Annotated in this window: 15 protein-coding genes; 9 read left to right on the forward strand and 6 right to left on the reverse strand. The window is 66.1% G+C overall.

Features of this window, described 5'->3' with window-relative positions:
- Nucleotides 1-48: 48 nt before the first annotated feature.
- Genes RDV64_RS17830 through puhC form a run of 3 tightly spaced genes read left to right on the forward strand, consistent with a single transcriptional unit; the run spans nt 49 to nt 1,926 of the window.
- Nucleotides 49-825 carry a hypothetical protein gene (locus tag RDV64_RS17830; protein ID WP_309196307.1) on the forward strand — a complete coding sequence of 259 codons (777 nt, stop codon included), beginning with the start codon at nt 49-51 and terminating at the stop codon, nt 823-825.
- Nucleotides 809-1,483 carry a photosynthetic complex putative assembly protein PuhB gene (gene puhB, locus RDV64_RS17835; RefSeq protein WP_309196308.1) on the forward strand — a complete coding sequence of 225 codons (675 nt, stop codon included), beginning with the start codon at nt 809-811 and terminating at the stop codon, nt 1,481-1,483. Before RDV64_RS17830 ends, puhB begins: the two co-directional genes overlap by 17 nt.
- Nucleotides 1,480-1,926: a photosynthetic complex assembly protein PuhC gene (gene puhC, locus RDV64_RS17840; protein WP_309196309.1), complete on the forward strand. Its 447-nt coding sequence runs from the start codon at nt 1,480-1,482 to the stop codon at nt 1,924-1,926. Before puhB ends, puhC begins: the two co-directional genes overlap by 4 nt.
- A gap of 42 nt (nt 1,927-1,968) precedes the next feature.
- Here puhC and RDV64_RS17845 read toward each other — a convergent pair whose 3' ends face one another.
- From RDV64_RS17845 to RDV64_RS17865, 5 genes are all read right to left on the reverse strand, one after another.
- Nucleotides 1,969-3,084, reverse strand: a complete 1,116-nt coding sequence (locus RDV64_RS17845) for an endonuclease/exonuclease/phosphatase family protein (RefSeq protein ID WP_309196310.1) — start codon at nt 3,082-3,084, stop codon at nt 1,969-1,971.
- A 113-nt stretch (nt 3,085-3,197) separates the two neighbouring features.
- Complete coding sequence (locus RDV64_RS17850; RefSeq protein ID WP_309196311.1) at nt 3,198-3,824, reverse strand: DedA family protein; 627 nt, start codon at nt 3,822-3,824, stop codon at nt 3,198-3,200.
- 16 nt (nt 3,825-3,840) lie between these two features.
- Nucleotides 3,841-4,359, reverse strand: coding sequence for a cytochrome b/b6 domain-containing protein (locus RDV64_RS17855; RefSeq protein ID WP_309196312.1), 519 nt, complete (start codon nt 4,357-4,359; stop codon nt 3,841-3,843).
- A 52-nt stretch (nt 4,360-4,411) separates the two neighbouring features.
- The gene (locus RDV64_RS17860) at nt 4,412-5,773 is read right to left on the reverse strand and encodes a HAMP domain-containing sensor histidine kinase (protein WP_309196313.1); all 1,362 of its coding nucleotides are present in this window, start codon (nt 5,771-5,773) and stop codon (nt 4,412-4,414) included.
- Nucleotides 5,770-6,444, reverse strand: a complete 675-nt coding sequence (locus RDV64_RS17865; RefSeq protein WP_309196314.1) for a response regulator transcription factor — start codon at nt 6,442-6,444, stop codon at nt 5,770-5,772. Before RDV64_RS17865 ends, RDV64_RS17860 begins: the two co-directional genes overlap by 4 nt.
- Before the next feature lie 409 nt (nt 6,445-6,853).
- On the opposite strand from RDV64_RS17865, the gene RDV64_RS17870 reads away from it, so the two are divergent.
- Together RDV64_RS17870 and katG are read left to right on the forward strand one after the other, a co-directional pair.
- Nucleotides 6,854-7,156, forward strand: coding sequence for a hypothetical protein (locus RDV64_RS17870; protein ID WP_309196315.1), 303 nt, complete (start codon nt 6,854-6,856; stop codon nt 7,154-7,156).
- A gap of 65 nt (nt 7,157-7,221) precedes the next feature.
- A complete protein-coding gene (katG, locus tag RDV64_RS17875) occupies nt 7,222-9,537 on the forward strand; it encodes a catalase/peroxidase HPI (RefSeq protein ID WP_309196316.1) in 2,316 nt (771 codons plus the stop codon).
- Between the two features lie 128 nt (nt 9,538-9,665).
- On the opposite strand, the gene RDV64_RS17880 is transcribed toward katG, so the two are convergent.
- Entirely contained in the window at nt 9,666-10,436 is a 771-nt protein-coding gene (locus tag RDV64_RS17880) for a GntR family transcriptional regulator (RefSeq protein ID WP_309196317.1), read from the reverse strand.
- Here RDV64_RS17880 and RDV64_RS17885 point away from each other — a divergent pair.
- Genes RDV64_RS17885 through RDV64_RS17900 form a run of 4 tightly spaced genes read left to right on the forward strand, consistent with a single transcriptional unit; the run spans nt 10,426 to nt 14,104 of the window.
- Complete coding sequence (locus RDV64_RS17885; protein WP_309196318.1) at nt 10,426-11,292, forward strand: isocitrate lyase/PEP mutase family protein; 867 nt, start codon at nt 10,426-10,428, stop codon at nt 11,290-11,292. The genes RDV64_RS17880 and RDV64_RS17885 overlap by 11 nt on opposite strands.
- Nucleotides 11,293-11,340: 48 nt before the next feature.
- Nucleotides 11,341-12,324: a TRAP transporter substrate-binding protein gene (locus RDV64_RS17890; RefSeq protein ID WP_309196319.1), complete on the forward strand. Its 984-nt coding sequence runs from the start codon at nt 11,341-11,343 to the stop codon at nt 12,322-12,324.
- On the forward strand, nt 12,321-12,815 hold the full coding sequence (locus tag RDV64_RS17895; protein ID WP_309196320.1) for a TRAP transporter small permease subunit: 495 nt from the start codon (nt 12,321-12,323) through the stop codon (nt 12,813-12,815). Before RDV64_RS17890 ends, RDV64_RS17895 begins: the two co-directional genes overlap by 4 nt.
- Nucleotides 12,815-14,104: a TRAP transporter large permease gene (locus RDV64_RS17900; protein ID WP_309196321.1), complete on the forward strand. Its 1,290-nt coding sequence runs from the start codon at nt 12,815-12,817 to the stop codon at nt 14,102-14,104. Before RDV64_RS17895 ends, RDV64_RS17900 begins: the two co-directional genes overlap by 1 nt.
- Nucleotides 14,105-14,108: the final 4 nt, after the last annotated feature.

The raw sequence follows: 14,108 nt of genomic DNA on the forward strand, positions 1-14,108 counted from the left end.
GCGGGAGAGCCGCGCGACAGTCTCAACCCCTCACGCGCGAGGCGCACGATGACCGAAGTGCCCACCGTCCTTGGCGATATCGACGTTGCGTTCCTGTGCGTCGTCGCGTTCGTCATCTTCCTCTTCGTGCTGGTCTTCTACCTGCGGCGCGAGGACAAGCGCGAAGGCTACCCGCTGATCGGCGTGTCCGGCGCGCGCCATCCGCGTCTCACGTTGTCCGAGGGGTTCCCGCCGATGCCGGCGCCCAAGACGTTTCATCTGCCGCACGGGCGCGACCCGGTGACCGTGCCGCGCGAGGAGGTGCCGGAGCCGCTGCACGACGTCACCGGCCGCCCGGCCTACGGCCTGCCGCTGGAATCGCCGCGTCCGTTGTCGGCCGGGATCGGTGCCGCCGCGTTCCAGGCGCAGAAGCCGGACCTGCCGGACCTCACCAACGAGGGCGAGCCCAAGCTGCTCTCGCTGAACAGCCACCCGGATCACTACATCCCGCGCGGCGGGGCCGATCCGCGGGGCTGGGTGCTGGCTGACAAGGAAGGGCTGCCGGTCGGTCGCATCGTCGACATCTGGTTCAATCAGGCCGAGTACGACGTGCGTTACTTCAGTTACAGCATCGACGGTGTCGTCGGCCTGTGGCTGGCGCCGACCTATTTCTGCGCGCTGGACAGGGCGCGCGGGACGGCGCGGGTGACGACGCTTCCGCTGGAAGCGCTGCGCCATCCTCCCGTTCGCGCGGGGGAGGTGGTGACGTTCCGCGACGAGGACCGCGTCAACGGCTTCTTCGCCGGCGGCATCCAGTTTGGAGGCGCCAGTGTCGCTCGCCACTAACCTCGCCTTCACCGAGGCTTCACACGACGACAAGCTGGCGCCGATGCCCGCAGCCGACGATCCGCTTGCGGGCCTTCCCGGCGCGCTGCCTGCGGGAGAAACCGTCCTGTGGCGCGGCCGTCCGGACTTCTGGACGCTCGCGGTGGATTGCTACCGGGTGCGTGCGGTCGCGCTTTACCTGGCCGCCATGGCGGTGCTTGCGGCGAGCGCCATCACGGCGAGCGGCGCACCCTTGCAAAATGCCGTACTGGCAACGGCGATCATCTTCGTTCCGCTGTCCATCCTCGGTCTCGGCCTGCTTGCCATCGGTGCGCTGTTGGCGGCGAAAACCACCAGCTACTTCGTGACGGAGCGCAGGGTCATCCTTCTGATCGGCGTCGCCTTCACGAAGTGCGTCAATATTCCGCTGAGCAAGATCGACGGCGTTTCGATCCGTGCGCGGCGCAGAAGGGGCGACGACATCGCTCTGTCGGTGCGTCCGGGGCAGGGGCCGGGCGCGCTGGTGTTGTGGCCGCATGCAAGGGTGACGCGCGGGCTGCGCTGCCAGCCCGTCCTGCGGGGCCTTGCCGATGCAAAGGCGGCGTCCGCCACGCTCTGCGACGCTCTCATCCGCAGCGAGGGCGGCGCCATGATCGACGCACCCGGCGGCAAGCCATGAGCGACGAGCCGATCCGCGTCCCGCGCGGCGCACTGGTCGCCGCCGCCGTCCTCATCGCGTTCGTCTTCACCGCAACGATCGTGGCCCGGCAGACGGACCGCGGCATCTTCCGTCCCGCGAACGCCGCGGTCGAGGCGTCACGCGCGATCCGCTTCGTGCGCGACGATCCGCAGGGGCCGCTCGTCGCCTATTCGCTCGACGGCCAGGCGCTTGCGACCTTCCCGATCGAAGGCGGAAGCTTCGCGATTGCGGCCGTCGAGGCGCTATCCCGAAAGGCGCACCGGCGCATCGACGGCGACGGCGCGGTGTTCACCTTGCGCCTTGGAACGGACCATCGCTGGTCGCTCAGCGATCCATCGACGGAACGGGCGGTTCCGCTCGCGGGGTTCGGCTCCACGAATATCAAGGCGTTCTCGAACCTGATGAGTGAAGCGCCGCAATGATGCGGCCGCCCGGAATGCTGCGCTGAGAGGCGTTCCGGGCTGCTATTGCGACCGGCTCTCCGGCTGAAGCGCTTTGGCAGCTTCAATCGCGGCCTCGGCCTCCGCCAGATCGTTGGCCCGCAACGCCGGTGGCGTCTGTTCCAGCGATGACGGCGGCACCTGGCACAGGCGCGCCAGAACAGGGAAATGGTCCGACCCGAAGTCCGGCAGGACCTCGAACCCGACAAGACCGAACCCGTCCTGATAAAGGATCTGGTCCAGCGGCCACGACATCCAGATGCTGTTGGTCTTGAATGTCGAATAGTTGCCGCGGCCGATCCGTGGATCGAGAAGACCGGCAATGCGGTCGGCGCGGCGGGTGACATCTTCCCACGGCACGGCGTTGAAGTCGCCGGCGAGGATGGTCGGCGCAGCGTTCGCGCGTGCCTCGAGCGCGGCGCTCAGGATGTGCCCGTCCCGCAAGGTGGTCGACTTGACCCCGACCATCGGCGGATGCGGGTGGAGCGCCACAAACTGCACCGTCGTGCCGTTGTGCAGTTGGAGCCCGGTGTAGAGCGTGGGCGAGTAGGCATCGAACAGGAAGCGGAACTCCGGCGAGACGAGCGGGAGCTTGGACAGAAGATGCATTCCGAAGGCGCCGTGCCCCTCGGGGATGAACTGCTCGCGGTGCGGGTAGCTGTCCGCGAGCGGCGTGAGCTGACGGTCCCACCACGGATCGGTCTCCATGATGAGGAGGACGTCCGGCTCGACCTCGCCGACGAGCTTGAGAAAGGCGTCCGACGTCTCGTTGCGCTCCTTGACGTTCGCAACCATCACCGAGAGTGCGTTCTCCGGGGCGCACGCCACGACGGAAGCGGCAGCGTGCGGCCGCAGCGGGATGTAGGGGGACAGCCGCGAGGCGTGATAGACCAGCGCCGCGAACACAAGCGCCGAGAGGACCCAGCCGATCCGCCCCGCACGTCCCCGCAGGACCAGGAAGGCCGGCAGCAGGATGACGAGGGCGACCGCGAACTGCAGGCGCGGGAAATCGGCGTACCGCACCCACGAGGTGTCGGTTCTGATAAGGGGCAGGGCCGAAGCCAGCAGCGTGATCCCGAGGAGGATGCCGACCGCCGCCAAAGCCCACACCCGCCATCGACTTGCGTATCTGTTGGCCATGCGCCGTGTCCAACTCCGGTGATGCTGATGGCACTAGCGGAAATAACGCCGGGACGTAAGTGTCGAGCGAGGAGGGCGCCACGGCTCTCCCGCAGCGACGCCCGCGGCCATCGTCAATCGGCGGACGGCTGGGAATAGCGCCTCAGGCGCCTGTCGAACGTGGCGAGCCGATAGAGGTAGATGAGCACGATGGTCACCACGACGACGTTGGCTGCCGGGTTTACCCACCCGGCGACACGATCATACTGGCTTTGCAGAAGATACCCTGCGAGCGCGAGAACGCCGCCCCACGCCACCGTGCCCAGCGCGGAGTAGGCGAGGAAGCGGGACAGCGGCATCCGCGCCATTCCCGCCGGGACGGAGATGAGCGTGCGCACCCCCGGCACGAGCCGGCCGATCAGGACAGCCAACCCGCCATGTCGCGCAAACCAGTCAACCGCGCGGTCCACCTCGTCGGGTGTCATGGTCAGCAAGCGGCCCCAGCGGAAAGTCATCCGCTTGAGCCGCTCGGCTCCGAAGCGCCGTCCGATCTCGTACCAGAGCAGCGTGCTTGCGAGAGAGCCGAGCGAGCCGGCCGCGATGGCGAGCCAGAGATTGAACCCGCCCTCAGCTGCCACGAAGCCTGCCATCGGCATGATCAGTTCGGACGGGATCGGCGGGAACACGTTCTCCAAAAACATGAGCGCCGCTATGCCGAAATAGCCGCCCTGGTGGACGAGCGCGGAAATCCAGTCAAACATTTGGAGGCTTTCAGGTTCAGGTGGATCGCCCGTGGCCGGGGAGGATGCGGGTCAGAACGCCCGTCTTGAACCAGAACTGGTTCACCAGCGCGCCAAGGACGTGGATCCCGGCGATGACCATCAGCGCGTCCCATGCCCATTTGTGCAGCTCGGCGAGCAGCTCGCTCCCGAAGAACCATGCGACGAAGCCGGCGACCGGCATGGCGAGCAGGATCGCGTAGAGGAGGGCGTGGCTGATCCGGGCGAGCGTTTTGGCCCAGTTCGGCTCACCCTCCGGCGCCGCCGGCCGGCCGTGCGCAAAGCGGTCCCACAGCCGGACCGCTGCGGCGAGGAAGATGATTGCGCCGACGCCGATGTGGACATAGCCGAGAAGTGCCGTCATCTCGGACACACCCGCGGCGCCCTTGTCGAAAAGGTCCCCCATGAATTCCCCCTCGGCAAACTGGGCGAGCAGGAGGAGAACGATGAGCCAGTGAAGCCAGATGCTGAGGCTTGTCCAGCGCTCATGGGTCGCGACCGAAGTCGAGTTTGTCATCGGGGTTGCCTTTTCGCTTTTGCGGTGGACCGGATTTCCGTGGGGCATGCGCTCAGGGCGGGTCGTCGCGCGGTATGAGGCACACGCGGGCCCGGCTGCCCGGCTGCCTTTGCTGGCTGCGAAGGGCGAGGTCGTGGAGCTCGGCGATGCGGGCGACGAGCGACAGGCCGAGGCCCAGCCCGTCCACGCCAGCCGTCGTCCATGACCGGCTGAACCGCTTGCTGAGTTCGTCCATCTCCGCCGGTGCGATGCCCGCGCCGTCGTCGATGACGCAGATCATCGCCGCGCCCTCCGGCTGCGTCAGAACAACGTCGACCCGCCCGCCCGGAACGAACTTGATCGCGTTGTCGACAAGGTTGGCGACGGCTTCCATGAGAAGGTCGCGGTCCCCCACCATGATTGCAGAACCGGACACGTCGGCTGCGAGCGCGACGCCGGACTCCGCCGCCAGCGGCTCGTAGAGGTCCACCACGTCGAGGACCAGATCGGCGAGTTCGACGGGCTCGAACAGTCTGCGCCGTCTCTCGTCGCTTGCCTCGCGGATGCGCAGCATGGAGGCCACGATGGCGAGCGTGCGCCGCGCTTCGGTCAGTGCGCCCTCGACCCTTGTGACGGGGACGTTGTCGGTGCTCTCCTCCACCATTCTCTGGAGCGAGGCGTGCAGGCGCGTCAGCGGTGTGCGCAGCTGATGGGCGATGTCGTCGCTCACCCCGCGGACCTCTTCGAGCAGCGTCTCGATCCGGTCCAGCATGACGTTGATGTGCAGGGACAGGCGGTCGAAGCTGTCAGGCGTGCGGCTCGTCGGCAGGCGGCGCGTCAGGTCGCCCTTGGTAATCGACCGCGCCACATCACGCACCCGCTCGACGCGCTCGGTCGCCCTTGTGCCGAGGAACCAGCCGCCGAGCACGGCAAAGATGGCCGTCGGCACCAGCGAGATGGCAAGCGCCTGCTTGACCATGCCGAGGGTCTCGCTCTCGCTCCCCCGGTCGAAGCCGACGAACATGCGCGCCCCGTCGTCGATGGTACACATGCGGGCGACGACATCACTCTCGACGGACAGCGACGGCTCGGTTCGCTCCACCGCGACTGACTGCGGGGTTCCGGCCGGATCGAGGTCGTCCGGAATGGCGACGATGTTTCCGGACAGAAGCCCGTCGCTGGCGTCATCCACCGCCAGCAGGTAGCGCCGGTGAACATCCCACTCGCCGACTTCGCTCGCCTCTTCGACAGCGCGCGAGATGGGCATCTGCGCGAACATCGCGCAGAGCTTGTCCAGCGTGCGCGCGTTGTCGCGGGCCTGGCCGATGGAAACGAAGAGCACGAAGGCGCCGGAGAGGAACGCAGTCTGGACGAGCAGGAGTGCAGCGATCACCGCGCTCCACCGCGCGATCGTTCGCGACCGGACCTCATTCATCCGATGCTCAACCTGAAGCCCTGACCCCGCACGCTCACGATCAGCGGTTCCGTGCCCGGCGGGTCGAGCTTGCGCCGCAGCTTGCCGATGTGAACGTCGACCACGTTGGAGCGCGGCTCGAAACGGTAACCCCACACGTCGCGCAGAAGCATGAAGCGGGTCACGATCTGCCCCTCGCGCCGGGCGAGGTAGACCAGAATGTCGAACTCGCGCGGCAGCAGTTCGAGCGCGCGGCCGTCGCGCCAGGCCTCCTTGCGATCAAGGTCCGCCACGATCGGACCGACGCTGAAGCGCGATTCGCGGATTGTGGCGGGGCGGCGGGTCAGAGCGTCGATCCGGGCAAGAAGCTCGACGGCCTCGAACGGCTTGGCGAGGTAGTCGTCGCCGCCCGCCCGCAGACCCCGCACCCGCTCGGAGATTTCCGACAGCGCGCTGAGGACGAGGATCGGGACCGCGTTGCCGGCCGTCCGCAGCATGTGAACGATGTCGAGCCCGTCCATGTCCGGCAGCCGGCGATCGAGAAGCAGAAGGTCAGGGGTCCAGTCGGCGATCGCCACCATAAGCTCGCCGCCGGTTGCAAAGCGCCGAACTTCGTAGCGTTCGCGCGCAAGCGTTGCGGTAAGCTCCAGCGCGGTCGCCTCGTCATCCTCCACACAGAAGATTGCCGTCATGGATCGGGCATCCGGGCGCTCTCGGGGGATGGCACACGCAAACCGGCATGCGCCCGTAAATCAGCGCGCGCGGCGGATGATCGCGCGCGATGATGCCCGGGGCCGCCCGGTCCGCGCGTCAAACAGGCGCCGCGTTTGGACGCCCGCATCGAACTGGTTGCACACCCGCGCAATCTCTTCCTCCGGTGCATTGATGTGTCAGGCCGCTTCGCCCGTACCGAAGAACGCGACGCTCGCACGATGGTTGCAGGAATGCAGCGCGCCCCACGTTAAAGCTGATTTCATGTCTTGCCGGGGCAGTTGATGGCCATGCTGCGGCTGCGCCTCGGTTTCGAATGAAACTGTCTTTAAATCTCGCTGGCTTCTGTTTGGTGTTTAACCCGGTGCAGCACCACCGGAAGGGCTCTGGGTGACCATGTCCGGGGCGCTTTTGGCCGGATTTGTCGGAAATTTCGCACCCGTCGCCATCAGGATGACGGCGCCTCTGGCGATCATGGCTTTCGGCAGTGCCGGCGGCACCCGGCTGAGCCCGGCCCGCACACTGGGACCTGCGGTCGCACTGGACAGCATCGCGCAGGTGCTGCCCTACTTTGGTGCAAAGTACGCGGTGGCGGCGGCGCTTCTGGAACGCTTCGTCGGGAGCGCGCGGCCGGGCGCAAAGGAGCGCGAGGACACGTCCGAAACAGCCGAAACGACCAAGCCAGCTTTCTGACGCCTTTCACCCGCTCCAGCGTCGCCAGAAGTGGCGCCACGAAATTACCTTGGAGAAAAACACCCATGAACGAACACACCAAGCCACCGGCTGACATGCCGATCGTGCAGGAGGGCGGCACCTGCCCCTTCGGCGGCTCGCGCGTCGCCGGTGCGATCGGATCGCACCCGACAATCGACGACTGGTGGCCGAACCGGCTGAAGGTCGAGATCCTGCACCAGAACCCGCCGATGGCGAACCCCTACGGCGAAGCGTTCGACTACGCCGCGGCGTTCAGGACGCTCGACATCGCTGCGGTCAAGGCAGACATCAAGGCGCTGCTCACCGATGCGCAGCCCTGGTGGCCGGCGGACTACGACAACTACGGCCCGCAGATGATCCGCATGGCCTGGCACATGGCCGGAACCTACCGGATCGCCGACGGGCGCGGCGGCGCCGGGCAGGGGATGCAGCGGTTTGCCCCGATCAACTCGTGGTGGGACAACGGCAACACCGACAAGTCCCGGCGCCTGCTGCTGCCGATCAAGAACAAGTACGGCAAGGCAATCTCCTGGGCGGACCTCTACATCCTGACGGGCAACTGCGCGCTCGAGATCATGGGCTTTCCGACCTTCGGCTATGGTGGCGGGCGGATCGACGCGTGGGAGGCGGACCGGCAGACCTACTGGGGTCCTGAGGGCTGGGAAGCGGACCCGCGGGAAAAGAGTCAGCCGGTCGCGCAGGTCAACATGGACAAGCGCTGGGTCGGCGGCCCGGACCAGGAAGTCTGGGATCTCGAAAACCCGCTCGGCGCGACGCACCAGGCGCTGATCTACGTCAACCCCGAGGGGCCGGACGGTGACGGCAACCCGGAACACTCCGCGCGCGAAATCCGCATCTCGTTCGGCCGCATGGCGATGAACGACGAGGAGACGGTTGCGCTGATCGCCGGCGGCCACGCCTTCGGCAAGTCACACGGCATGGTGGACGCCGGGAAGATCGGCCCCGCGCCGGAGGGCGCCCCCATCGAGGCGATGGGCCTTGGTTGGCACAACCCGGAAGGCACCGGCTTCGCGCAGTACACGATGACCAACGGCATCGAGGGCGCGTGGACGCCCGATCCGACAAAGTGGGACAACGAATACCTGACAAACCTCTTCAGGTTCGAGTGGGAGCCGGTGAAGAGCCCGTCCGGCGCACTCCAGTGGCGGCCCAGGGACGGCCAGGGCGCGCCGACGACGCCCGACGCCCACGTGCCGGGCCAGCAGAACGAGCTCATGATGATGACCTCGGACATTGCGCTGAAGGTCGACCCGTCATACCGCGCGATCTGCGAAAAATTCCTCTCCGACTTCAAGTATTTCGAGGATGCCTTCTCCCGCGCGTGGTTCAAGCTGACCCACCGCGACATGGGGCCGAAGTCGCGCTACCTCGGGCCCGAGGTGCCGGCCGAGGATCTCCCGTGGCAGGATCCGATCCCCGATCTCGACCATCCGGTCGTCGATGGGGCGGACATTTCCGCGCTGAAGGACAAGGTGCTTGCGTCCGGGCTCACGGTGCCGGAGCTGGTCTTCACCGCATGGAGCGCCGCGTCCACCCACCGCGTCACCGACAAGCGGGGCGGGGCGAACGGCGCACGCATCGCGCTGGCGCCGCAGAAGGACTGGGACGTCAACAACCCGGCGCTGAGCGGCAAGGTGGTCGACGCGCTGCGCGGCATTGCGGACGCGTTCAACGCCTCCGCGACCGGCGGCAAGAAGGTCTCGCTCGCCGACATGATCGTGCTTGGCGGCACGGCAGCGGTTGAGAAGGCGGCGAAGGACGGCGGTGTCGATATCAGCGTGCCGTTCACGCCGGGCCGGATGGATACGACGCAGGAGCTGACCGACGTCGAGCAGTTCAACTGGCTGAAACCGGTGGCTGACGGCTTCCGCAACTACATGCAGAAGGACGTGACCTTCACGGTTGCCCCCGAGGCCCTGTTCCTCGACCGCGCCGCGCTCCTCTCGCTGACCACCCCGGAGTGGACTGCGCTGGTCGGCGGGCTGCGTGTTCTGGACACCAACTGGGACGGCTCGCGCGATGGCGTCTTCACCGACCGGCCGGGGACGCTCACGAACGACTTCTTCGTGAACCTCACCTCCATGGACTTCACATGGGAGAAGGCGGACGATGATGCCATGCGCTTCCGCCTCGTAAACCGCGCCAGCGGCGAGACGAAGTTCACCGGCACGCGGTGCGACCTCATCTTCGGCTCCAACGCGCAGTTGCGCCAGATCGCCGAGGCGTGGGCGGCCGACGATGCAAAGCCCGACTTTGTCGCCGCCTTCGTCGCCGCCTGGCACAAGGTGATGATGCTCGACCGCTACGAGACGCCCGAGCGCGTGGCGAACGCCGGCTGACCCACGGCTGCGGCGCCGTCGCTCGGCGAGCGGCGGCGCCAATGGGTCCCGCCTCCAGAAGCAACATGCGATGCGTGCGTCTTGCGAATTCTCTTGCGTAAAGGCGTGGCCGGAGGAGGGGGGACGGGTCAGGTTTGCGAGCCGTCGGCGCTGACCGTGGCGGCGATGATCCCGCCGGACAGGATGTGCGCGCGCATCACTGCCTCGGCCAGAGCCGCGTCGCGCACGCGCAGGGCGGCGATCAGGCTGTCGTGATCGCCGCAGCTCTTCTCGAGCCGCTCCGAAGAGAACCGGCGATAGTTCCGCATGATCAGGGCAAGGTCGATCAGCGGCAGCGCGACCGCCTCCAGCTGCGGGTTTCCTGACGCGCGTAGAATCCGGCAGTGAAAGGCCGTGTTGGTTTCCGAGAAGGCGGTGAGAAACCCATCGTCCCGGTGCCGGGTCAGCGCGATCATGTGGGCGTTCATCGCGGCAAGCGCGTCGATATCCTCGGTCGTGCAGCGCATTGCTGCGAGTTGCGCAGCGTGCCCCTCCAGCAATGCGCGCAGGTTGAACAGGTCGCGCATGGACTCGGTGCTCCACGCCTTCACGAGCGCACCGGAGCGCGGCTGCATTTCCACAAAGCCCTCCGCCGCCAGCCTGCGCAACGCCTCGCGGACCGGTGTGCGGCTCGTCTGCGCCGCGCTGGCCAGCTCCTCCTCGCGCAGGCGCGCACCCTCGGCATAGCGGCCCGCGATGATCCATTCGCGGATCAGCCGATAGGCCTGTTCCGCTGCGCTCTCGGTCTTCGCCAAATTCAAAATTCCATCATTTTGTATACAGAACTTGCAATAGTGCCCCTCATTATGCCCTATATGGCATTCATTGTATCCAGAAAGGCGCTCATCGATGTCCGCCAACTTGCGTGAACTGCTTGCTCGACCGCAATGCCTCATTGCTCCCGGCATTTATGACCTGATCTCTGCGCGTATCGCGGCCGATGCCGGGGCGGAGGTCCTCTACATGACCGGCTACGGCACGGTCGCGTCCTATCTCGGCCTGCCGGATGCCGGCATCGCCTCGTTCAGCGACATGGTGAACCGCGTTGCCGCCTTTGCCAGGGTTGCCGAGGAGAAGGGCATCCCCCTCATCGCCGACGGTGACACCGGCTACGGCGGCCTCCTCAATGTCGACCACACGGTGCGCGAGTACGAGCGCGCCGGTGCCGCCGCAATTCAGCTGGAAGACCAGGTCTTCCCGAAAAAGTGCGGGCACACTGCCGGACGCGCGGTGATCCCGGTCGAGCAGATGACGCAGAAGATCGAGGTCGCTGTCGAGGCGCGTCGAAGTGACGACTTCCTCATCATCGCCCGGACCGATGCGCGCACGACGCACGGGTTCGACGCCGCGCTTGAACGGGTGGAAGCGTTCGACAAGGCGGGGGCGGATATCCTGTTTCTGGAATCGCCCGAGAGCGAGGAGGAGCTTGCCCGGGTCGCCGGCCACTTTTCCAAGCCCGTTCTGGCCAACATGGTCGAGGGCGGGCGCACGCCGGTTCTGAACGCCGAGCGTCTCACCCAGCTGGGCTTTTCCATCGCGCTCTTCCCGGCGATCGGCTTCCTGTCCGCCGGTCGTGCGCTGGACGACGCCTATCGCCGGCTGATCCGGGACGGCGAAAGCGCGCCGACGCAGTCGCTCTACCCCTTTGATGACTTCTCAAGATTGATGGGCTTCCAGCGCGTCTGGGATTTCGACGCCAAACACACCTCCCGCTGACAGCGGCCCATCCGCACCACCACAAAACAAAAAACGAGGAAACCCCGAATGAAACATACCGTCATCGCTTTCGCGGCAGCCATCTGCCTGACAGTTCCGGCCAGTGCGGATGTAATCACGCTCGCCTCCACAGTGCCGAACACCGGCATCAACAAGGTGATGGTCGACACGCTCACGGAAGAAATGAACGAGCGCATGTCCGACGACAGCCTCGACATCTTTCTCGACGGCACCCTTGGCGGCGAGCGTGAGCTGATCGACCTCGTGCGCATCGGCGAGTCGCAGATCCACATGGGCGTCCTCCACGCCTCCGAATATTTCCCGAACCTCGATGCGACGCTCGTCCCCTACCTGTTCCCCGACTATGCGAGCGTGGAGGCCTTCCTTGCTTCTGAAACCGGCGACAAGCTGAAGGCCGTGCTGGAGGAGAAAGGAAACGCGAAGTTCCTGGGCACATACTACCAGGGTGCGCGTTGGGCGACCGCCAACAAGCCGTTCACCACGGTCGACGAGCTGAAGGGCCTCAAGGTTCGCATGCCGGAGATCCCGCTGTGGATCGAGATCTGGTCCGGCCTTGGCGCCGTCACCACGCCGATGCCCTCGCCCGAAGTCTTTTCCGCCCTCCAGACCGGTGTCATCGATGCGCAGGAGAACATGCTCTCCAACATCTACGGCCGGCGGATCTACGAAGTGCAGAAGTACCTCGTCGCCACGCGGCACCAGCAGAGCTATGTGACCGTGATGGCCAATCTCGACTTCTGGAACGGTCTGTCCGCTGAAGGGCAGTCGGCTTTGCAGGCCTCCGTGGACGCTGCGACCACGGCGGCGACCGAAGCTGCGGAAGCCGAAAACGAGCGCATCGTGAACCTCATCAAGGACGCGGGCCTCGAAGTGATCGAGCCCGCGCCGGAGTTCCGCCAGAAGGCGATGCCGGTGATCGAGAAGGCCGCCAAGGGCGCCCTCGACGATGGCATCTATGAAGCAGCGGTCGCGGTGATCGAGGCACAGCCGAGCACCGACACCGCAAAATGACCCGCCTCACGGACGGGCTCGCCAAGGCCGCGGAGGCCTTGGCGACGATCGCATTCATCGGCTTCTTCGTCTTCATCCTGGCGCAGATCGGCTATCGGTACCTCGGTCTGAGCCTGGTGTTCTCCGAAGAGCTGGCGCGGCTGTTGAACCTTTATGTCGTATTCCTGGGTCTGGTCGTCGTGACGGTGCGGCACGGCCATATCCGGATCGACATCCTCGACAGGATGCTGGGCAACGGCCCGCTGACGGCAGCGCTCTACCGCATCCAGCTCGTTCTCACGTTCATCTTTCTGGCGTCGGTCGCCTGGGGGTCGTGGTCATTGACCGCCGCCAACTGGCCTTATCCGCTCGCCACGCTCCATTTCGTGCCGAAGGGAGCCATTTACCTCGCCCCCTTCCTCGGCGCTGCGGTCGGCGCCGTCGTTTCCCTCCTGAGGCTCGCGCAGCCCGTACCGCCGCTCGGCGTACTGGAACTTGAGGAAATCGAATAGTGGCCTCTGGTCTCACCTCCATGATCGTGCTGATCGCGCTCCTGCTTCTGGGCGTGTCGGCGGCGGTCGCGCTCGGTCTCGCCTCGATGGGCTATTTTGCCTACACCCGCGGCATTCTGGAGATCCCGCACGCCATCATCGCGCAGCGCCTTGTGGCGGGCGTCGATTCATTCACCCTCCTTGCGATCCCGCTGTTCATCTTCGTCGGCCACATGATGAACGGTTCGGGCGCCACGACGCGTCTGTTCGCCTTTGCCAACGCGCTGGTCGGTCATGTGCGCGGGGGGCTTGCCCAGGTGAACATCGTGGCATCGATGCTGTTCGCCGGCATGTCCGGCTCCGGTGTCGCCGACGCGGCCGGCCTCGGCGCCATGGAAGTGCGCGCGATGCGCGAGGCGGGCTACGACGAGAAGACGACGATCGGCGTCACGGTCGGCTCCTCGCTCATCGGTCCAATCATTCCGCCAAGCATCCCGGCAATCCTCTACGCGGTTCTCGCCGGCGTCAGCGCCTCGGACATGCTCCTGGCGGGGCTCATCCCGGGCCTCGCGATGGCCGGCGCGCTGATGGCCCTTGCCGCGTTCATGGCACGCAAGCGCAACCTGCCGGCAAGCCCGTTCCCGGGCGTGCGCGCGCTCGGGGCCACCTTCGCGCGCGCCTTTGCGCCCCTTCTCACTCCTGTAATCCTGCTTTCGGGGATTTTCGCGGGGGTGTTCACCGCAACCGAGGCGGCGGCCGTCGCAGGTCTCTGGGCGCTTCTTGTCGCCACCGTCTTCTACCGCAATCTCGGGTTCTGGGGCGTTATCGAGGTGTTCCGGCGCACGGCCTACGATACCGCGGTGATCTTCTTCATCCTCGCGGCATCTTCGCTGTTCGCCTGGGTGCTGACACGCGCGCGGGTGCCAGATACGCTTGCCAACTGGATCACCGAGTTCACCACGCAGCCCGCGGTGCTGATGGCGCTCCTCGTCGTCTTCCTGCTGTTCATCGGCTGTTTCATGGCCGTGTCGGTGGCGATCAATGTGCTGACGCCGATCCTCGTGCCCATCGTCATCGCGTTCGGCTTCGATCCGGTTCACTTCGGTATCGTGATGATAATGCTACTGGTTATCGGCGAAGCGACGCCGCCGTTCGGCATGGTGCTGTTTGCCATGACCAAGGTGGCAAATACGAGCTATGAGAAGGTGGCGATCGCCTCGCTGCCCTGGCTGGGGGCGATTCTGGCCGTCATTCTGATCGTCGCGGCGGTGCCGCAACTGGCACTCTGGCTTCCCGGCCTCCTGAGATAAAACG

The organism is Acuticoccus sp. MNP-M23 (assembly GCF_031195445.1).
GTDB lineage: Bacteria > Pseudomonadota > Alphaproteobacteria > Rhizobiales > Amorphaceae > Acuticoccus.